Genomic DNA, 19,598 nt, shown 5'->3' with positions numbered 1-19,598 from the left:
ATCCTTGCGGGCGATTGTCACCCTCACTCGAAACCGGCCTTCGCGATTTGTTCGCATTCTGTGAAGGCTGAATTCACTTTCCCTGCTAATGCGGCAAACTGGCAGCTCAGCAGCTATGCGCCTCTTTCGATAATGCATGAAGCAGCGCTTTTCGCAGGTGTGGTGAGCGCCGTCACACGCCTCCGATAAACCGGCGAAGTATTCCCGTCGTCAGACAGGTCGAGAACTTCGTTTCACTGCTTCACGCGACCTCGACAAAGCCTGGAAAGGATTTTTCTTGACCACCACTCAACCCCCGATATCCACGCAGCGCCCGAATCGGCGCCGGGCGGACATGGCGGTGTTAGGAGGTGTGCGGCCGCCGCTCGCGGCCCTGCCGGTTCTGTTGGCGCTCGTCGCGGGCCTGACGGTGTTCGCCGTCGGGAGCGATGCCGAACGGGGCGTTCCCGAGGCCGTCCTCAGCTCCCAGCAGCACATCGCCGAGGACGGGGCGGTCGCGCTGCAGGGCGCCGTCGACCAGAGCGTCACCGATCTGCGGACAGCGGCCGCGGACTTCGCGGGCTCCAAGTCCGTACCGGCGGACGGAATGCTGACCCGCCTCGACCGGGCCAACCGCAAGTGGCGCGGTACCGCCGTCGTCGACCAGTCCACCGGCCGGCTGCTCGCCGCCCAGGGCGAGGCCCTACCGCTCGGGAAGGTGAACCTTCGTGGACTGCCGGCGAACCCGCCACCGAGACTGGTGCGGGACGACTCGGGCGTCACCCGGCTGCTGGCCTTCGCGACGCTGTCGCAAGGCGGCAGGCAGGAGTTGCTCGTCGCCTCCCAGAGCGTGAAGCTGCCGGGCATCTCCGTCGGCAAGAAACACACGCTCAACGTCGTGGACCGTGATGGGGCCACTCTCACCTCGGCCGGGCCGGGATCCGGCACCGACCGGGCCAAGGCGCTGGCAGGCACCGCCGCCCGCGAGGCGCAGAGCAAGGGACCGTCGGACACCGCCGTCGCCGGCGGCTTCGACGGTCCGAGCGGCAGCCTCGTCCGGGCAGCGGACGGCGACACCCGTACCGCCGTCGGATACGCCGCAGTCGCCCGAGGAACCGCCGCGAAGGAGAGTCCGAGCAGCGGACTCGGACTGACGGTCGTCACGACGGTGCAGACCGAGCGTCATGGCGCCGGGACCGGTCACCTTCGCCTCGCCCTCCTCGCCGCGGCCGTGCTCCTGGCCCTCGCGGCCGGGGTCACCGCCGCCCTGCACCTGCTGGTGCAGCGGCCTGTGCTGCGGTTGTATCGCGAAGCGAAGAGGCTCGGCTCGGGTGACCTCACGGCTCCGGTCCGCGTGCCCCGCTTCGGGGAACCCGCCCGGGTCGGCGCCGCGCTGGAGGCACTGCGCCTTCAACTCCGGGGCAGGGGCGGGCCGTCGCAGGACACGGTCGCGCAGCCGGCGGCCAAGGGGCGTGTTCCGCGCGGGACGGGCAGGTTCCGGCGTCGGCTCGGACTGCGCACCGTCCTCGTGGTGTGCGCGTTCGCTCTGCTGGCCTGGCCCGCGTCGATGCTGCTGACGCTCGGCAGCACCTTGCCACGCGCGGCCGCGGTCGTACCGCGGGTGATCTCCGACGACCAGCGGCAACGCACCGAGACGACGGCGGATCGCCTGCGCAGGGGGATCAACGACGGATACGCCGATCTCGCCCGTCTCGCCACCGTGATCGACGCTTCCCGGTCGGAGGAGGCGCGCAAGGTCCTCGACCGTTCCCTGGAGCAGCACGGCCGGTATCGGTCCCTGTACGTCGTCGACGGCACCGGCAGGATCCTCGCCCGCGCCGGTGGTGAACCCCGTACGCCGGACAAGGCCCGCGTCAGGACCGGGGTCACGCAGACGAACACCTCCGGCAGGGAACCGGTCCTCGCCGCAGTGGCCGCCCAGCCGGTCAAGGGCGCGCCGACGAAGGCCGGACGCCACTATGTCGTGGGCGAGTTCAAGGTCCAGTACCTGACCGGCATCCTCAACCGGCCCGGTCTCGGCTCGGTGTGGCTGGTGGACTCCGCGCATCGGGTCATCGCGTCCAACAAGGGGTTCGTGGCCTTCGGGCGGGTCTCCGACAGCCGGCTGCGGGCCCAGATGAAGGCCGTCGGCACGACCAAGGGCTCCGCTGAGCTGCTGCTCGGCTGGAGGAACCCGGCGGTCGCCGCGGTGGCACCGTTCAACGCCAAGCTGGGCGTCGCGGGCGCACTCGGCTGGAAGGTCGCCTCCATCAAGCCGGTGTTCTGGATCGGGCTGCCCGAGTACGAGGCACAGCGGCGGATCATGCTCGTCGGTCTGCTGGGGCTGACGGCGGGCACCCTCTGCGTCGGCTGGCTGTACCTCGTCGTCGTACGTCCGCTGCGTGACATCACCCAGGGCGCCGAGGCGTTGGCAGCCGGGGACCGCACCACGGTGCTCTACCCGCGCTACCACGACGAGGTGGGATCCGTCGCCCGCAGCCTCGAACTGATCCGACAGCGACTCCCGCGCACCGGCGCATCGCCCGCGCCCGGTTCCCCGGACGGGGCGCCCACTCCCTCCACCTCCGTGTCCGACCCCGGCCCCAGGAGCTGACCCGCCGTGCTCTTCCTGTACTGCGTCCTCGCGACGTGCTGCTTCGGCCTGCTCGTCGCAGGCATCGTCGAACAGCGCCGCCATGACGTGAATCTGGCCGTCATACCCACCCGAGTGCTGGTCAACGGCATTCGCGGCAAGTCCTCCATCACCCGGCTGTGCGCGGGCGCGCTGCGCGGCAGCGGCCTGGTGACCGTCGCCAAGACCACGGGCACCGCGGCCCGGTTCATCCACCCCGACGCCACCGAGGAGCCCGTCTACCGCAAGTTCGGCATCGCCAACGTCGTGGAGCAGATCGGCATCGTCCGGCGGGCCGCCGCCTACCGGCCCGATGTCCTGGTCATGGAGTGCATGGCCGTCATGCCGGCGCTCCAGGAGATCAACCAGTCCAAGCTGATCCGCTCCACCATCGGCGTGCTCTGCAACGTCCGCGAGGACCATCTCGCCGAGATGGGCCCGACGCTGGACGACGTGGCCCGCTCCCTGTGCCGGTCCCTGCCGGAGGGCGGCATCTGTGTCACCGCGGAGAAGGAGCGCTTCCACATCCTCCAGGAGGAGGCCGACGCCCGGAACTGCCGGCTGGTCTACGCCGACCCGGAAACCGTCACCGACGAGGAACTGCGCGGCTTCAGCTGGTTCACCTTCAAGGAGAACGTCGCCATCGCACTCACGGTCGCCGAACTGCTCGGCGTCGACCGTGCGACCGCGCTGAAGGGCATGTACGAGGCGCCGCCGGACCCGGGTGTGCTGTCCGTCGAGCGGTACCGCACCCCGGACGGAAAGCGGCTGCGCTTCGCGAACGTCTTCGCCGCCAACGACCCCGAGTCGACGCTGATGAACATCAATCAGCTGCTCGAACTGGGCGCGATCCACCGTCCGTTGCACGTCGTCATCAACTGCCGTCCCGACCGTGTGGAGCGCAACGGGCAGATGGGCGCGCTCATCCCCGAGCTCGACCCGGAGACGGTGTTCCTCATCGGCCACCCCACCAAGTCGGCCGCCGACGCCATACCCGCCCACTGGACCGGGAACGTCGTCGATCTCGGCGGCGACCGTCGCGACCCCGACCAGCTCACGACGGAACTGCTGGCTCACCTGGGCCCGGACTCCTCGCTCGTCGCCATCGGCAACATCCATGGCCACGGCGAACTCTTCCTGGAGCGGCTCGCGGCACTCGCGCCCGACCACCCCGATGCCGCCGTCGACCCCGCCGGTCCCTCCGACCCGAGCGACGCCCCCACCTCACTCGTCGCCCACCACAACTCCTCCCATGGAGCATCGCGTTGATCCCCGCAGTAGTCACACCCCAGATCGCGGCCATCGGCATCGCACTCGGTCTGGTCTTCTCCCTCCTGTGCTACCTGACCACGAACCTCTCACCGGGCGGAATGATCACCCCCGGCTGGCTCGCCCTCACCCTCGTCGAGGATCTGCGGCGCGCCGCCATAGTCGCGGCCGTGGCAGGCCTGACCTACCTGCTGACCAAGTTGCTGCAGCGCTTCGTCATCCTCTACGGCAAGCGGCTGTTCGCCTCCGTCGTGCTCATCGGCGTCCTGCTCCAGGCCGGACTCTCCCTGTTGCTCCAACAGCAGTTCCCCACGCTGTTCGCCCATCAGGCCCTCGGGTTCATCGTCCCCGGTCTCATCGCCTACCAGCTGGAGAGGCAGCCCAAGACGGCGACGGTCCTCTCCACCGGCGCGGTCACTTTCGCCACCTACGTGATCTTGGTGTCCGGGCTGCTGCTGGGCGCCCTGCCCACGACATGAGCCGCCCCCTCACCGGCCTTCGGCGCCATCTCTCCTTCCCCCCATCGGAGTTGTCCAGTGAAACGCCTCCATCCCAGAATCCGTAGGTTCTCCCTGACCAGGAACGCGGCCCTGTCCCTGGTGACAGCTGTCCTGCTCGCGGCGAGCTGCGGGCTGTCCCTGCAGCTCAGGCACCGCACAGACCGTCCGGAGGCATCACAGGCCTCACAGGTGGCACGGGTACCGCATGTATCGCATGCATCGCTGGGTGCCGGAATCCGGGTCAGGAGCGGTCCGCTGCACTTCGAACGGATCGGCAACCCCGCCCGCACGGTCGCCCGCGACCGGCACGGCACCGTCGTCGCCACGTTCACCGACGGCGCCCGTACGGCCGTACTGACAGGGCCCGGCAGGACCTTCGCGGAGCCGCGTACGACGGGTGCCAAGGTCGTCACCAAGAGCTGGGTGCGGCTGCTGCCCAAGCCATGGGCCCGTGGCGCGGAGCGGAGCGGCTGGTTCAGGACCTGGCTCAAGTCCCGGCTCGGCAGCCGCGATCCCGACATCCTCGCCACGGCCTTCGACTACGTCGCCGGTGCCCCGGCCCGGACGACGACAGCGGGAGTCAGATACAGCGGTGCCGCCCGCTACACACCCGACACCGCCGGCGACTCCGCGCGTGCCGGGCAAGGGAAGTCGAAGCGGCGCACGGGCTCGGACTTCTACGACTACCTGGGCATCCCCTACACCTTCCCCGACACGGTCACCCGCCGCCCCGAGAAGGACCGCGCGCGCTCCGTCGACAGCTCCGGCTATGTCCGGCTGGTGTACGGATACCGCTCGGGGTTCCCGCTGAACAGCAGGGACAGCGCGGCGGGCAGCGGGTTGCAGCGGACCCCCGACGCGATCGCCCACGAGCGGCTCGGCATACCCGTGATCCCCCTCACCGACCGCCGCCCCGCCGTCATCCAGCAGCTCCAGCCCGGCGACCTGGTCTTCTTCAGAACACGGGAGCTGCCCGGCAAACGGATCGGCCACATCGGTATCTACCTCGGCCTGGACACCGCCGACCACCCGCGCTTCATCTCCAGCCGGAAGAACGCGGGCGGCCCCACCATGGGTGACAAGGGCGGCACCGCACGGCTCGACGGTGAGGGCTACTACGCACAGGGGCTGCGCGGGGCCCGACGCCTCTGACCGCGCTCCGCTCCGACGGCTACTACCCCAGGCCGGTCTTCTCCAGCCACTCGGCGGGGGCGGACCCGACAGTCGCCGGATGTGCCGAAAGCGGCTGGGCTTCCAGGCTGGTGGCATGGCACACAGTGCGCCATCTGTGCCTGGCCGTCGTACGCCCTGATCTCCGTCGCGGTGCGCGGCCGACCACGTAGGAGAGGAATCCTGTGAACACCGCATCCGCCCCAGAGGCGACGGGTGCCGAGTCCCTGCGCGCCCGCGAGACGCTCAAGGCGCTGTACGGGTACGTCCGTCCGCACCGGTGGGCCGTCGCGCTCGGTCTGCTGTGCGCGCTGGCCGGGGCCGCCGGCGGGCTGCTGCAGCCCCTGGCCACGAAGACGCTGGTCGACCGGCTCTCGTCCGGTGGCACGATCGGCACCATCCTGCTGGCCATGACCGTTCTGGTCCTGCTGAGCATGGTGGCCGAGGCGTTCGGTGCCTATGTGCTGGAACGGACGGCGGAGTCGGTGGTGCTCGCCGCCCGTCGCAGCCTCATCGGACGGTTGCTGCGGCTGCGCCTCGCGGAGGTGGACCGGATGCAGCCGGGCGATCTGATGTCCCGGGTGACCTCCGACACCACGCTGTTGCGGGCCGTCAGCACCCAGGCGGTGGTTTCCGCGGCGACGGGGGCGGTGACGCTGGTCGCGGCGGTCGTGGTGATGGCGTTCCTCGATGCCGTCCTGCTGGGCGTCACGCTCGGCGTGGTCGCGGTCGTCAGTGTGGCTGCCGCGCTGGTGATGCCGAAGATCGGGCAGGCCGCCGAGCGTGCGCAGGCGGCTGTCGGGGAGATGTCCACGGGCCTGGAGCGGGTCTTCGGCGCGTTCCGTACGGTGAAGGCGTCCGGCGCCGAGGAGCGGGAGACCGCTCGCGTCGAGGCGGCGGCACGCAGGGCGTGGCGTCACGGGGTGCGCAGCGCGAAGTGGGAGGCCGTGCTGGGTTCGGCGGACGACCTCGCCGTCGAGCTGGCGTTCCTCGCGGTACTCGCCGTCGGCGGGGCGCGGGTGGCGTCCGGGGACATGCCCGTGTCCACGCTCATCGCGTTCCTGCTGTACCTCTTCTACCTGATGGAGCCGGTGTACAAGCTGGTCGAGGCAGCGTCCCACTACCAGGAGGGCGCGGCCGCGATCGCCCGGATCGCGCAGGTGGACGGCCTGGCGACAGAGAAGACAGAGAAGCAGGACCGGCAGCGGTCGGTGCGGCCACGTCCGACGTCGGTCCGCTTCGAAGAGGTGTCCTTCCGGTACGGGCCCGGGTTGCCGGACATCCACCAGCGGGTGGACTTCGAGGTGCCCGGCGGCGGGATGACGGCGTTCGTCGGCCCCTCCGGCGCGGGCAAGTCGACGGTCTTCGCGCTCGTCGAGCGGTTCTACGAGGCGACCGGCGGCCGTGTCCTGGTCGACGGCAAGGACGTGACGAAGTGGCCGCTGTCCGAGCTGCGGTCCGTCATCGGGTACGTCGAGCAGGACGCGCCGGTGCTGGCCGGCACGCTGCGGGAGAACCTGGTCTTCGCCGCGCCCGGCGCGACCGACGACGACATACGCGAGGTCCTCGCCCGGACCAGGCTCGACGCCCTCGTCGAGCGTCTCCCGCACGGCCTGGACACCCCGGTCGGGCACCGCGGCACGAAACTGTCCGGCGGCGAGCGCCAGCGCGTCGCGATCGCCCGCGCGCTGCTGCGCAGGCCCCGGTTGCTGCTCCTGGACGAGGCGACCTCGCAGCTCGACGCCGTCAACGAGCTGGCACTGCGGGACGTCATCGCCGAGACGGCACGCGAGACCACCGTGCTGGTGGTGGCCCATCGCCTGTCGACCGTCACGGACGCCGACCGCATCGTCGTCATGGACGCGGGCAAGGTCCGCGCGGTCGGCACCCACGAGGAACTGAGGGCCGAGGACGAGCTGTACGCGCAGCTCGCGGCGACGCAGCTCCTGACCTCGGCGGGACGCGGGTGAGACGGGCCTGACCCGTGGGCCCGCCGGTGCCGTCGGCCGTCGGCCCTCGTCCACCGGCTGCCCCCGCCGTTCGGCTGCCCCCGCCGTGCGGTGGGGGCAGCCGGCTGCGGTGGTTCGCTGCCCGCCCAGTCCGTCCCTCGCCCGGGAGTCCCCATGCCCGTGCTCATGGCCAAGGGCGAGCAGGTCCGCTGAGCAGGCCGGACGGCCGCCCGCTCGACCAGATGCGCACCGGCATCGGCGGCAGCAGCCGACGCGTGGATCAAGACGGTCATCGGCGAACCGGCGACCTGCACCCCCTTCGCGGACCTCCTCCAGGCCATCGAGCGCCCTGGCTGAGCACGCGAGCACGATCCCCGCACCACTCGGCGCCGTCGGCACCCGGCACACCATCCAGGCGACCCGGTCGGGCATCGACCGACCTGAGGACCGAGTGGTGGCGCGCACACAAAGCGGAGGCTGAAGAGCACCCTCCAGCGAGCACTGGAGATACTCAGCCGCGCACGGACGGGAGTCGGCGGGTGTCCCGACGGCCGGGTCACGTTCGCCTGGGGGTTCGCTTGTGAGTCACACCGTCGGCCGCTGTGTCCTGACCCGCACCGGTCCTCGCTTCCGGGCCGTGCCGACACCAGGCCCACGCATGTCCCGCAGTCGTCCAGACCGCGTCCATGGACGACCGGTTGGCGCCGGGCGGAGCTGAGATCAGTCGGCCAGGGACCACAGCCGAGGCCCGCAAGGGCAATCCCCTTGCGGGCCTCGGACGGCGGACCAGGCCGGGATGGGCAGGAAGCGGGCCACCCTGACCGGACCTCACCGGATGTACTTGGCGGGCTTGGTGGCGGTGTTGAGCAGGTACTCCAGGGGGCCGCGGCGAAGGAAGCGGGACCAGATCGCGGCGAACACGATCGCCCCCAGGATGTACGTGAGCACGGGCACCCAGGACTTCGTGGTGCCGGCGCCGGAAGCGGGCCACGCGGACTGTGCGAGGAAGTGTCCGACGTAGGCCGTCAGGGACATCGTGCCCACGGCGATGACCGGTTTCGCCAGGCGGCGCAGTCGCGGCAGCCGGTCGATCGCCACCGTCGCGCCCACGATCACGAGGATCGCGACACCCAGGCAGCCGATGGTGTCGAGGGTGGTGCCGGTGTGCGACACGGCACCCAGCAGGTCCGAGGCCGACAACTCGGGCCCGCCGGGCCCACTGCCCATGGACCCGCTGCCCATGGACCCGCTGCCCATGGACCCCGCTCCGGAGCCGCTGGACGGCCCTCCGCCTCCCCCGAAGCTCAACACCGCGCTCGTGCCACCCAGCAGCATGGCCAGGCCGTAGGCGCCTGCGGTGAGGCTTGCACCGAGCGCCGCCAGGCGCCGCTGGACGGTGGCGGCGGTCAGGTCGAGGCGGGCCAGGGCCATGCCGGCGATCACGAACGCCATCCACGTGATCGTCGGGTAGAGGCCCGTGAGCAGCAGATCGAGTACTCCCACGGTGCTGAGCTTCTCGAGCGGGTCGTAGGCGTTGATGCTCTGCTGGACGGAGTCGCTCAGCCACATCTTCAGGACGAACGCCAGCTGCGGCATGACGAGCGCGATCCCCGCCGCGATGATCGCCAGCGTCTTGGCGCTCAGTCGTACCAGGAGCAGCGCGAGGAAGAAGTAGACGCCGTAGTAGGCGAGGATGATGATGTCCCCGTACTCCATCGCCAGCACGGTGCCCAGCGCCAGCAGGATCACGGCGCGGATGGCGATCCGGGCCTTCGCCTGCCGGCCCGCCAGGCCGGTCTTGGGCTCGAGGCGGCCGGCGATCAGCATCAGCGAGAACCCGGCGAGGGTGGCGAACAGGGCCGACGAGCGCCCCTCCGCCAGGGAGTACACCCAGCTACCGAGGTCGTTCCCGGCTGACTGCATCGGGGCGATGTGCACGATGTACATGCCGAACACTGCCAGCGCGCGGGCCAGATCCAACCCGACCAGGCGTCCCATCGAGGGGCCGGGCGAGACCTGCCCGGCGGACTCGGACGAGGTTCGGGGCGGTGGAGGCGAGTTCTCCTGCGGAGCCGATGTGTCCTGCGGCGGCTGTATCTGTGTCATACACAGAATCCTTCGGTGCCGTCAGGAGGCGGCCCATCCGGCAGGCTTCGGTGACACCCCCGCCGATCGGCCGGGACCATCCCGCCGACCGGCGGAACAGCGCCGCGGGGGCCGGTCGGCGGGCCCGGTCGGCCAACTGCCCTATTTGATAAAGGCGTTGGCCACCACGACCGTCAGCCCGAGCAACGAGTCCACGGTGCCGATCATCAAGGCGGAGCTCCACGTGCGACCGGCGGCGCGGGCCGCGAGCAGGCCCCAGGCGAACAGCAGCACCACGTTCACGGCGAAGGCCACGTACTCGATGCCCGCCGAGGGCCACCACCCCCAGGCCGCGCCGAGCAGCAGGACCAGTGTCGGCGCCGTCGCCACCACCAGCGGCCACTCGGACAGCAACAGCCGCACCGTGGCGCGGACACCGTGATGGGTCCGGTCGCCGCGCAGGGCGATCAGGTGTGCGTAACCGTGCGCCAAGGCCGATGCGACGGCCGTGACCAGGAGCCACTGGGCGCTGCTGAACCGGTCGGCGGGCGCCGTCTCTCCCTGTTCCGTCAGGGCGGCCACCATGGAGTTGGCCAGTACCGCCCCGTACACGCCCCCGAACAGCACATGGGGCCGCGCCGCACAGCGGCGCAGAGCACGGACAGGCTGACGCAGGTACAAGTGGGGCATGGCTGGGTGATCCTCGAACGGTACGGAAATCGACTGCGGCCCGCGGACTGGGGCGGGCCCACGGACCGATCCCACCGGACGAGAACCACGGACACCATCCGCCGAGCCTCGCCCACCCGCCCGCCGATGGGCCGGAGCGCTCCCCCCGAGCGGCTGGAACCCCCCTGCCGGGTGGCTGGAGTCCACAGCGGCCGTCCCGTCGCGCGCCTGGCCGGACGTACTGTCGACAGCGAGCGATCAAGCAGACGAGGGTGAGGCGGAACGCCGGTGATCCGGGTAGTGGTGGTGGACGACGAGGCCCTGGTGCGGTCCGGGTTCGAGCTGATCCTGAACGCCTCCGACGGCATCCAGGTCGTGGCGACCGCGGAAGGAGCGCAGGCCGCCGACGCGATCCGGCGCGAGCACCCGGACGTCGTGCTCCTCGACATCCGCATGCCGGACGTGGACGGCCTGACCGTCCTGAGGGAGATCCAGACGCTGCCCGAGCCGCCGACGGTGGCCATGCTGACCACCTTCGACACCGACGAGTACATCCTGACCGCGCTGCGCTCGGGAGCCGCGGGCTTCCTGCTCAAGGACACCGAGCCCGAACAACTCGCCCAACTGGTACGCACCCTGGCCGCGGGCGGCGTCGTCATGTCCCCGAAAGCCTCGCGGGCTCTGCTGCGCGGCCATCCGGGGGCGGGCACGCCCCAGGACGCGGGCGTGGCGCGCGTGCATCTGCTCAGCGACCGCGAACGTGACGTCCTCGTCCTGATCGCGGAAGGGCTGTCCAACGCCGACATCGGCACCCGCATCCATCTGAGCGCGGGCACCGTCAAGGACCACGTCAGCTCGATCCTGACCAAACTCCGGGTCTCCAGCCGCGTCCAGGCGGCGCTCCTCGCGGAGCGGGCCGGACTGCTCAGCGACGACGGCGCCGACACGGCACGGAGCAATGGATGATGAGCACGGGTCAGGCACTGTGGCGGCGGTTGCCGCCCTGGGCCGTCGACGCGGGCCTCGTCGTGCTCGCCGCGCTCGACGCCTGGATCAACCTCGACGACGAGGCGACACCAGTCATGTGGGCCTGCGCCGCCCTCGGCAGCGCCGGACTGCTCCTGCGCAGGCGCTTCCCGCTCGCCGTCTTCCTGCTGACACTGCCCATGCTGCTGTTCATGGACGTGGGAGTCGCGCCGATCACCGCGCTGTACACACTGGCCGCGCGAACCCGCAACCGCCCGCTGCTGGCCGGCTGCGCCCTGCTGAACGCGGCGGCGAGCACCCTCGCCTGGCCCCTGTCCGACACGTTTTCCGACGACACGTTTCCCGGTGACCGGACCTGGACGCTCATCCAGTTCGTCTACACGCTGGCCATGGCCTTCGCCCCGATCCTGTGCGGCCAGCTCGTGCAGGCCAGACACGACGTGGCCCGCCGGCTCGTCGAGGTCCAAGTGGCCCGCGAGCACGAACGCGCCCTGTACGCCCAGACCGTCCTCGCCCGCGAACGCGCCCAGCTGGCCCGTGAGATGCACGACGTCGTCTCCCACCAGGTCAGCCTCATCGCCGTACAGGCCGGAGCCCTGCAGGTCGCCGCCAAGGACCCCGACGCCCGCGACGCCGCCCGCACCATCCGCACCCTGAGCGTGAACACCCTCGACGAACTCCGCCACATGGTCACCCTGCTGCGCGCCTCCGGCGGCAAGGAAACCGAACTCACCCCCCAGCCCACCCTCGCCGACCTCCAGCAGCTGATCGCCAACAGCGGCATCGAGACCGCCCTGACCGGCGGGCTCCCGCCCGGCATCAGCACAACCGCCCAGCGCACCGTCTACCGCACGGTCCAGGAAGCCCTCACGAACGTACGCAAGCACGCCCCCGGCGCCCGCGCCGAGGTACGCCTGTGGCACGACACGCAGCACTTCGGCGTCACCGTCACCAACACCGCCCCCACCCGCCCGTCCGTCGCCCTGCCCAGCGCCCGGCACGGCCTGATCGGCCTGAGAGAACGCGCCGAACTGCTAGGCGGCGCCCTCATCGCCGAACCCACGCCACACGGCGGATACGAGATCGAACTACGGGCCCCCACCCAGCCCGCCTGAGCCGTCGTTTCGCCTCCATCCAAGGGACGCGAAGGGCACGCCGCCCTCAAATCGGCCTGGGCAGCAAGCACGTGCCGGTCCGTCAGGTTCCGGGCGTATCTGCCCGAACCCGGGCAGCGGTGCGACGTGTTGAGGCCGAGTACCTGCGGCCGGACGCCGTTGCTGGACTGGCCCTTATGAGAGTCCCGGCATCGAGATCGAAGACGGCCGAGATGACCTGGAAGTGGCCCTGCGGCGCCTCCCGAGAGGAGCCCGAGCTGATCTGGGCCGCCTGCGAGAGGGGGGGGCACCCTTTCCGGCGCACCTCCTTCGGCCGTAAGTGGCGGCACGCCCGTACGGCTTCCGCTTCTACGACCTTCGTCAACGCTCTTGAGCACGGTGGCCGATCAGCTGCCCGCAGGTACCACCGCCGATCAGGGCAAGCCCTTCGACGAGTGAGAACCACAGCTGCGGTGCGAAACCGTGTGGGCCGTCACGGACGTCCCCGCAAGGGGGACAGTCCCGGGGACTGTCCCCCTCGCAGGCCGCCCCATGCCCCGGGCCGCATGCGTACGCGGGTGTGTCACATCGCGGCGATGCCTTCCATGCCCGACTCGTCGAAGGCGGGCAGTCCCTCAGCCGTGGTGACCTTCGTGAGGGATCCGTTCCTCTCGACACGGAAGCCGTCCACGGTGCCGGAGACGGCGTTCTGGACGTAGACGAACTTCTCGTCCTCCGTCACCGCGAGGTCGATCACACCCTGGGAGTTGGCGGAGGGCGGGGTGGCGATGCCGACGTCGTTGGTCAGGGCGAGCTTGCCGTGCTTGTCCATGCGGTAACCGCTGACGGTGGAGTTGCCGGTGTTGCCGCCGTAGAAGAAGTTGCCCGCGCGCTCCAGCCAGCACAGGACCTCCTGCCCGTTGGCGAGCGGCTTCTGAAGGACCTTCAGCTTGCCGTCACGCTTGACCTGGTACGTGGTGACCGTGGACTTCTCCGCCTCGGCGACCAGCATCCGCTTCCCGGTCCCGTCGAAGCTGATCGCGAACGGGACACCTCCGGCCGACTCGTTGACGACCGGTTCGGCGACGGACGGGAGGCCGTTGCGCTTCATCGGGAAGACCTCGACGGTGTTGTTGCCCTTGGTGGTGACCACCAGGTTGCGGCCGTCCGGGGTGAACTCGACCTCGCCGGGCGAGGTGTCGAAGCGCGGTATGTCCTCGTTGTCCAGGCCCAGGGAACGGTGGGAGCCGTGCAGCGGCTTGAGCCCCTTGCCGGTGATCCGGAAACCCTGGACGCTGCCTTCCCCGCCCGCGTTCATGACGTACGCGACCTTGCCGTGCACCGCGATGCTGGAGGGGAACTCCCCGCCGGAGTCCACGACTTGGCGGTCCTTCAGTGTCCGGCCCTCGACGCGGAAGGACGTCACCGTGCCGCTGCCCGCGTTGACCGCCAGCAGCATCCCCGAGGCGTCGTCGTAGACCAGCGAACCCTGGGAGGCGAGCGAGTCGGTTGGGGCGTCGACCTGGTCACCGCCGTTGCCGCCGGCGTCGTAGGTCCCCGCGGGTTCGAGCTTGCCGTCGTCACCCCGCGCGAACACATGGATGGTGTTGCCGTCCAGTTCGTTGCCCTGGACGAAGACGGCGTGGTCGGCACCGGCGCTCCCGGAGTACTGACCGGCCGAGGCCAGGGACACGGCCACCGTGGCCGCCCCGGCGACGGCGAGGGCTCCGCCGCCGATCACGATCCGCCGTGTCCTGGACTTCCCCCGGTGACCCCTGCGGCTGCTGTGCGTGCTCATGTCCCGTCTCCTTCAGCTCCGTTGCCCATGGGCACCCGTTTCGGTATCCGTTCCTGCGGACGGGACAAGAGTGGCCAGTGGGTGTGGTGGGACGAGAGGGGAACGAGCTCCGCGTCAGACTCTTGTAAGCAGTGGCTGTCAGAGCGTCGGCACGCGAATCGACGGGCTGTGCAGGCCGATTCACACGTCCGCTCGGTGCGCCAGGGGCGAGGGGCTCGGCGGGCTCGTCCTGCGCGGTGAGCGTGGTCGCCGCCCGAGAAGGCCGTGTGCGCTGCCTTGCAGGCCACCGACAAGGCGGTGACGCCCTCGAACCGGTCGAGTGACGCGGCTGCTCCTGAGGGTCAGAGGCACGGTTACCCGCCGGACCCACCCGTGCGGGCATGCGACCGCACACCGCGCGGCACAGGGTTTGCCTTCAGCCCGCTGTCCGCGGCCGGTGCCGGCTGTGGGACCCGGTCGCCCAGGCGAGCAGAGCGAACCCCAGGGCGAAGCCGCACATCGTCCAGACCCCGCGTGGCCAGAAGATGTGGCTGTCGACGAAGGACCAGCCGGCCACGAGCAGTACGGCTGTGCCCGGCAGGACGCGGGCGCCGTGCCGTGGCCACAGTGCCGCCGAGGCGCACACGACCGCGCAGATCAGTGCGTAGGCGCCGACCTGTCCGAGGGACTCACCCACCTCGTAGAGCGGGCGTTTCAACGGCCCTGGGTCCGCGCCCGCGGCGGCGTGCTCGACCGCGGTTCCGGCCGCGATCCCGGCGACGGCGTCGAGCCCGGTGTAGAAGGCCGCGTAGACGAAGGCACCGGCCCAGGCCGCGACCGTGGCGGCGCCTTCGATGCCGGCCCGGGGCCGGTGCCACAGCGGGACCAGGAGACCGATGGTGAGCAGCGGAAAGAGAGGCAACAGCAGGATGTGCAGGTCCTTCCAGTCCGCCGCCGTCGACGGCGACAGTCCGTGGGGGTGTACAAGGCCCACTGCGGCCAACGCCAGGGGCGCGGCGGTCACCAGGGCGATGCGTATGGAGGTCGTCACGAGAGAGGTCGTCACGCGGCGATCGTAGGTGCGGGACCCCGCACCGTGCGGGTGCGTAAGGGTTTCGTAAGACACCAGAGCCCCGAGGGCCGCCGGAACGCTCTGCTGGGCTCAGACCACCCACAGCTCACCGTGACCTGTCTGGTCACCGACCAGGCGCAACTGCGGGAACTGGCCGTGTACAGCCTCGTCCTGCCGCCCCCGACCACGGACTGCGGGCAGGCCATCCTGCACGCCTGCCACCAGGTCGGCTTCACGCCCACGACGCGCTACATCACCGCCGACATCGCCGCCCGATTCACCCTCGCACGAGCCGGCCTGGCCACCGCGCCCCTCCCTCGGACGGCCATCGACCCGGCCACACCCGGAATCCGCACGGCGTCCATCGAGGAATCACCCGATCCCGCGCCTGCTGTTCGCCGCGACGCGTCACACCGAGACCGCGAACCCGACGACCACGGCCGTCGTCGCAGCGCTGCGCACCGCCGCGCGGGAGAACCGCACCCCGCGCCTTCCGCCGGCCTAGGACACGCCGTCGAGCGGCCGGAGGAAGCGGCGCTCGTAGCGCTTGATGCACCGGGTGTCACGGGCCAGTTCGAACGCTTCCTGGCACTCCGGGTCGGACATGCTGTCCGTGCGGTACTGCTCGTACGCGGCCAGGCTGGGAAAGGAGAAGAGGGCGTAGGCGATGTCGCTGTCGCCCTCGCTCGGCAGGAAGTAGCCGTGGTGCGTCCCGCCGAAACGGTTGACGAGCCGGACCCAGCGGCGGCCGTATTCCTCGAAGTCCGCAAGCTTGTCGGCGTCGATCTCGTACTTCAGATGAATGGTGATCATGCGTGCATGATGCCGTCTGACGGTTCGGGCCCGATGGCAGCCTGTGTGATCGCGCAACCCGGCCCGGATGCCCAGTGCAAGGCTGCCATTACCGGGGTGCGCGGTGCTGCACCGTTACCTGCCCAGAGGGACCATGTTCTGGGGGAGAGAGCGGCCGACTCACCGAGCGGGTGGAGCGGCGCGTGAGAGGACGTACGCATGCCTGAGCTGCCGGACGTCGAGGGATTCCGGAAGGTGCTCGGGTCCTGCGCGAAGGGCAGGATCATCCAACGCGTCGACGTGCGCGACACCGGCGTACTGCACGGAGTCAGCACGAGGCGGCTGCGCGACGCGGTGGAGGGCCGGCGTTTCACCGAGCCGGAGCGGCACGGGAAGTGGCTGCTCGCCCGCACCGGCGGTCCCACCCTCATGCTGCACTTCGGCATGACCGGCGAACTGGTCTGCTGTCATCCCGATGACATGGTCGAGGCGCACGACCGCGTCCTGTTCACCGTGGCCCGTGACCGTCAGCTTCGCTACCGCGACCAGCGCAAGCTGCAGGGACTCTGGCTGGCCGACGACGAGTCGGAGGTCGCACGGCTCCTGGAGCGCCAGGGGCCCGACGCGATGGCCGTGAGCCGCAAGGAGTTCGAGGACGTGCTCTCCGCACGTCGCGGCAGCGTCAAAACGGCCCTCACCGACCAGTCCGTCCTCGCCGGACTCGGCAATCTGCTGGCCGACGAGATCCTGTGGCGGGCGAGACTGCGCCCCACGAGCCGGGCGAGCGACCTCGCCGAGGCCGACTGCCGTCGCCTGTACACGCACATGCGTCGCACCCTGCGCTCCACGGTCGCCGCCGGCTGCGTCCCGCCGCGCGACTCCTGGCTCACCGGCCACCGCGACGACCCCGATCCGGCCTGCCCCCGCTGTGGCCACTCCCTACGCCGGTCCCGCGTGGCAGGCCGCGGCACGGTGTGGTGTCCGCAGTGCCAGTAGCACGGATCCTCGCAGCGCCGATGCGTCTTGTCATGTGGCGGATCCCGGGCGGGCAGTTCGGCATCGCACATCGGCATCCAGTCGGGCCCCGCCGCCGCCGGGTCGGCTCACCAGGTCTTCGCGGCGGCCAGCAGGTGCTCGCGGACGAGTGTCACGTGTGGGTTGGTGGAGCTGCCCGGGCGCTGGACGAGGTAGGAGGTGTTGATCGGCGGGTCCTCCGGCTGGTGCAGCAGACGGAGGACGCCGGAGGCGAGTTCGGTGCGGCACAGATAGCCGGGCAGGACGCTCCAGCCGGCGCCGACGGTGACGGCGGTGAGGACGCTGCGCAGGTCGGGGACGGTGATCGCGGCCTGGGCGTGCAGACGGCGGTCGAAGACATGGCGCCAGTAGCGGCGGGCGATGGGCAGATCCTCGGCGTAGGCGATCAGCGGGAGGCTCTCCAGGGCAGTTGGCAGCTCCTGCCCCTTGAGCCGTTCTGCCCATACCGGTGCGGCGACCAGGACGAACTCCTCGTCGCCGAGGAGTTCGGCGTGCAGCGTCCGGCCACGGGGACGCCGGGTGGCGACGACGAGGTCGTGGCGCCCGGCCCGCAGTTCTTCCAGCAGTACTTCGGTCAGCCCGGTGGCCACCCGCAGCCGGACGCCCTGCGCGACCAGCTCGGCCAGCACCGTGAGGCCGAGAGTGCCCAGGAACTCCGCGGGTCCCGCCAGATGGACCGGTGCCACGGTGCTGCTCGGTTCCTCGCCGCTGATGACGGCCAACTGGTCGAGGGGCGCCGACAGCCGGGCGGCGAGTTCGTCCGCATGGGGCAGCGGGGTGACGCCTTGCGCCCTGCGTTCGAACAGCTCGCGGCCCAGGCGCCTCTCCAGTGCCCGGATGTGCGTGGTGACGGTGGACTGCGACAGGCTCAGCCGGCGCGCCGCGGCGGTGAAGGAGCCCAGGCGGTGCACCGCGAGGAAGGTGCGCAGCAGGTTCAGGTCCAGCGGACCGGACCCATGAATGTCGTGATCGCTCACGGCTTCGAGCCTACGAGGTAGGCAGGCCGGCCAGGTGCCGTATGTCCCCGGACCAGGCATCGGTTCTTCGATACCCGGTATCGGTCCCTTCATTGGCGCCGATACATCAACAGCTTTAGCTTCGAAACCACGGGCCGCCCAGGAGACGAGGGAGAAGTGAGACAGAAAAGGATTCTTGCGGTCGTGACCAATCAGGCCACCTACGGGACGAGCGAGCACCGGACCGGACTGTGGCTGGGCGAGCTCGTCCATTTCTACGACAAGGCGGTGAAGGCCGGTCACACGGTGGACGTGGTGAGCCCGGCGGGCGGCGAGGTGCCGCTCGACCCTCGTAGCCTCGGCCGCTTGTTCGTCGACCGGACGGTTCGCGGTTATCTCGACGACCAAGCCTTCATGGACGCCCTCAAAGCCACCCCTTCCGTTGCCGACACAGATCCGGACGACTACTCCACGATCTTCTTCACGGGTGGTCACGGCACCATGTGGGACTTCCCCGACAGCGCCGACCTGCAGCGAACGGCCCAGGCCATCTACGCCGACGGCGGCATCGTCTCCTCGGTGTGCCACGGCGCCTGCGCCCTCATCAACCTCCGCGACACCGACGGAAACCCCCTGGTACGGAACCGCACCGTCACCGGCTTCGCGACGGTCGAGGAACGACTGGCCGGCGTGAAGAGCAGGGTGCCGTTCCTCCTGGAGGACGAACTGCGCGCGAAGGGCGCCAAGTATGTGCGCTCCACTGTCCCGATGACACCGCACGCCGTGCGCGACGGCCGCCTGATCACAGGACAGAACCCGGTGTCCACCAAGGCCGTCAGCGACTTGATCCTCGCTGCCCTGGCCGGCACCGAACAACAACCCAGCTGACCCCGACTCCCGGAGACCACCCCATGTCGAAGATCCTTTTCGTGCTGACCGGCGCCGACCACTGGACGCTCGCCGACGGCACCAAGCACCCGACCGGCTACTGGGCCGAGGAGCTCGTTGCCCCGTACGAGGCGTTCACGGCCGCCGGCCACGAGATCGTCGTCACCACGCCGGGCGGCGTGGTGCCGCCCCTGGACCAGGGCAGCCTGGCGCCGCAGTTCAACGGCGGCGAGGAGGGCGCGAAGAAGATCGCGGACACCATCGCCTCGATCAGCGAGATCCAGCACCCCCTCAGGCTGGAGGACGTCGACCTCGACGACTACGCCGCCGTCTTCTACCCCGGTGGCCACGGCCCGATGGAGGACCTGGCCGTCGACGCCACCTCCGGCAGGCTCCTCGTCAACGCCCTCACCTCGGGCAAGCCGCTCGGCGTGGTCTGCCACGCCCCGGCCGCGCTGCTGGCCGCCACCGAGGCCGACGGCGGCAACGCCTTCGCCGGCTACCGGCTCACCGGTTTCAGCAACGCCGAGGAGATCCAGAGCGGTCTTGCGGCAGGCGCCAAGTGGCTGCTCCAGGACCGCCTGGTCGAGATCGGCGCCGACTACCAGGAGGGCGAGCCGTGGGCCCCGAACGTGGTCATCGACCGCAACCTCGTCACCGGCCAGAACCCCGCCTCCGCCGGACCCGCCGCAGCCGAAATGCTCAAGAAGCTGGCCTGACCCAGGGCTTCGGGACGACCATCCC

The 19,598-nt window shown here is 70.3% G+C and carries 16 protein-coding genes and 1 pseudogene; 11 read left to right on the top strand and 6 right to left on the bottom strand.

What is annotated here, in order from left to right:
- The first annotated feature begins 352 nt into the window (after positions 1-352).
- The 5 genes from IE325_RS36375 to IE325_RS36355 all read left to right on the top strand — a co-directional run bounded on the left by IE325_RS36375 (position 353) and on the right by IE325_RS36355 (position 7,520).
- On the top strand, positions 353-2,593 hold the full coding sequence (locus IE325_RS36375) for a HAMP domain-containing protein (protein ID WP_190074416.1): 2,241 nt from the start codon (positions 353-355) through the stop codon (positions 2,591-2,593).
- Positions 2,594-2,599: 6 nt separating this feature from the next.
- Complete coding sequence (pgsB, locus tag IE325_RS36370) at positions 2,600-3,880, top strand: poly-gamma-glutamate synthase PgsB (RefSeq protein ID WP_190074415.1); 1,281 nt, start codon at positions 2,600-2,602, stop codon at positions 3,878-3,880.
- The gene (locus IE325_RS36365) at positions 3,877-4,359 is read left to right on the top strand and encodes a poly-gamma-glutamate biosynthesis protein PgsC/CapC (RefSeq protein ID WP_190074414.1); all 483 of its coding nucleotides are present in this window, start codon (positions 3,877-3,879) and stop codon (positions 4,357-4,359) included. The genes pgsB and IE325_RS36365 overlap by 4 nt, the downstream gene beginning before the upstream one ends.
- 120 nt (positions 4,360-4,479) lie before the next feature.
- On the top strand, positions 4,480-5,532 hold the full coding sequence (locus IE325_RS36360) for an NlpC/P60 family protein (RefSeq protein WP_229912268.1): 1,053 nt from the start codon (positions 4,480-4,482) through the stop codon (positions 5,530-5,532).
- 203 nt (positions 5,533-5,735) lie between these two features.
- The gene (locus IE325_RS36355; RefSeq protein WP_190074413.1) at positions 5,736-7,520 is read left to right on the top strand and encodes an ABC transporter ATP-binding protein; all 1,785 of its coding nucleotides are present in this window, start codon (positions 5,736-5,738) and stop codon (positions 7,518-7,520) included.
- Positions 7,521-8,327: 807 nt separating this feature from the next.
- Here IE325_RS36355 and IE325_RS36350 read toward each other — a convergent pair.
- A complete protein-coding gene (locus tag IE325_RS36350) occupies positions 8,328-9,605 on the bottom strand; it encodes a DUF418 domain-containing protein (RefSeq protein ID WP_190074412.1) in 1,278 nt (425 codons plus the stop codon).
- A 141-nt stretch (positions 9,606-9,746) separates the two neighbouring features.
- On the bottom strand, positions 9,747-10,274 hold the full coding sequence (locus IE325_RS36345) for a hypothetical protein (RefSeq protein WP_190074411.1): 528 nt from the start codon (positions 10,272-10,274) through the stop codon (positions 9,747-9,749).
- A gap of 279 nt (positions 10,275-10,553) precedes the next feature.
- On the opposite strand from IE325_RS36345, the gene IE325_RS36340 reads away from it, so the two are divergent.
- Both IE325_RS36340 and IE325_RS36335 read left to right on the top strand, forming a co-directional pair.
- Positions 10,554-11,219, top strand: a complete 666-nt coding sequence (locus IE325_RS36340) for a response regulator (protein WP_190074470.1) — start codon at positions 10,554-10,556, stop codon at positions 11,217-11,219.
- Positions 11,219-12,355, top strand: coding sequence for a sensor histidine kinase (locus IE325_RS36335; RefSeq protein ID WP_190074469.1), 1,137 nt, complete (start codon positions 11,219-11,221; stop codon positions 12,353-12,355). The genes IE325_RS36340 and IE325_RS36335 overlap by 1 nt, the downstream gene beginning before the upstream one ends.
- Before the next feature lie 562 nt (positions 12,356-12,917).
- On the opposite strand, the gene IE325_RS36330 is transcribed toward IE325_RS36335, so the two are convergent.
- Positions 12,918-14,132 carry a lactonase family protein gene (locus IE325_RS36330; protein ID WP_190074410.1) on the bottom strand — a complete coding sequence of 405 codons (1,215 nt, stop codon included), beginning with the start codon at positions 14,130-14,132 and terminating at the stop codon, positions 12,918-12,920.
- Positions 14,133-14,547: 415 nt separating this feature from the next.
- Positions 14,548-15,177, bottom strand: a complete 630-nt coding sequence (locus tag IE325_RS36325) for a hypothetical protein (RefSeq protein ID WP_229912267.1) — start codon at positions 15,175-15,177, stop codon at positions 14,548-14,550.
- On the opposite strand from IE325_RS36325, the pseudogene IE325_RS47145 reads away from it, so the two are divergent.
- Positions 15,085-15,549 (top strand): annotated as a pseudogene (locus IE325_RS47145) (LysR substrate-binding domain-containing protein); the annotation flags it as partial. The gene IE325_RS36325 and the pseudogene IE325_RS47145 overlap by 93 nt on opposite strands.
- A gap of 135 nt (positions 15,550-15,684) precedes the next feature.
- Here IE325_RS47145 and IE325_RS36315 read toward each other — a convergent pair.
- The gene (locus IE325_RS36315; RefSeq protein ID WP_190074409.1) at positions 15,685-15,996 is read right to left on the bottom strand and encodes an NIPSNAP family protein; all 312 of its coding nucleotides are present in this window, start codon (positions 15,994-15,996) and stop codon (positions 15,685-15,687) included.
- Between the two features lie 198 nt (positions 15,997-16,194).
- On the opposite strand from IE325_RS36315, the gene IE325_RS36310 reads away from it, so the two are divergent.
- Positions 16,195-16,971 carry an Fpg/Nei family DNA glycosylase gene (locus IE325_RS36310; RefSeq protein ID WP_190074408.1) on the top strand — a complete coding sequence of 259 codons (777 nt, stop codon included), beginning with the start codon at positions 16,195-16,197 and terminating at the stop codon, positions 16,969-16,971.
- A 107-nt stretch (positions 16,972-17,078) separates the two neighbouring features.
- Here the strand turns inward: IE325_RS36310 and IE325_RS36305 are convergent, their stop codons facing one another.
- Positions 17,079-17,987, bottom strand: a complete 909-nt coding sequence (locus tag IE325_RS36305) for a LysR family transcriptional regulator (RefSeq protein WP_229912266.1) — start codon at positions 17,985-17,987, stop codon at positions 17,079-17,081.
- Between the two features lie 183 nt (positions 17,988-18,170).
- Between IE325_RS36305 and IE325_RS36300 the strand changes: the two genes are divergently transcribed.
- Together IE325_RS36300 and IE325_RS36295 are read left to right on the top strand one after the other, a co-directional pair.
- Entirely contained in the window at positions 18,171-18,854 is a 684-nt protein-coding gene (locus IE325_RS36300; RefSeq protein ID WP_190074406.1) for a type 1 glutamine amidotransferase domain-containing protein, read from the top strand.
- A 23-nt stretch (positions 18,855-18,877) separates the two neighbouring features.
- Entirely contained in the window at positions 18,878-19,573 is a 696-nt protein-coding gene (locus IE325_RS36295) for a type 1 glutamine amidotransferase domain-containing protein (protein ID WP_190074405.1), read from the top strand.
- Positions 19,574-19,598 lie beyond the last annotated feature (25 nt).

Origin of the sequence: Streptomyces lanatus (assembly GCF_014655715.1) — a bacterium.
GTDB classification, from domain to species: Bacteria; Actinomycetota; Actinomycetes; order Streptomycetales; family Streptomycetaceae; genus Streptomyces; species Streptomyces lanatus.
Note: the sequence above shows the minus strand (reverse complement) of the source record. Positions and strands in the feature narration are given on the sequence as shown.

Bases quoted from the DNA above. Each gene is read 5' to 3' on its own strand.
- IE325_RS36350 (WP_190074412.1), bottom strand. From the start codon at position 9,605: ATGACACAGATACAGCCGCCGCAGGACACATCGGCTCCGCAGGAGAAC.
- IE325_RS36345 (WP_190074411.1), bottom strand. From the start codon at position 10,274: ATGCCCCACTTGTACCTGCGTCAGCCTGTCCGTGCTCTGCGCCGCTGT.
- IE325_RS36335 (WP_190074469.1), top strand. From the start codon at position 11,219: ATGAGCACGGGTCAGGCACTGTGGCGGCGGTTGCCGCCCTGGGCCGTC.
- IE325_RS36330 (WP_190074410.1), bottom strand. From the start codon at position 14,132: ATGAGCACGCACAGCAGCCGCAGGGGTCACCGGGGGAAGTCCAGGACA.
- IE325_RS36315 (WP_190074409.1), bottom strand. From the start codon at position 15,996: ATGATCACCATTCATCTGAAGTACGAGATCGACGCCGACAAGCTTGCG.
- IE325_RS36310 (WP_190074408.1), top strand. From the start codon at position 16,195: ATGCCTGAGCTGCCGGACGTCGAGGGATTCCGGAAGGTGCTCGGGTCC.
- IE325_RS36295 (WP_190074405.1), top strand. From the start codon at position 18,878: ATGTCGAAGATCCTTTTCGTGCTGACCGGCGCCGACCACTGGACGCTC.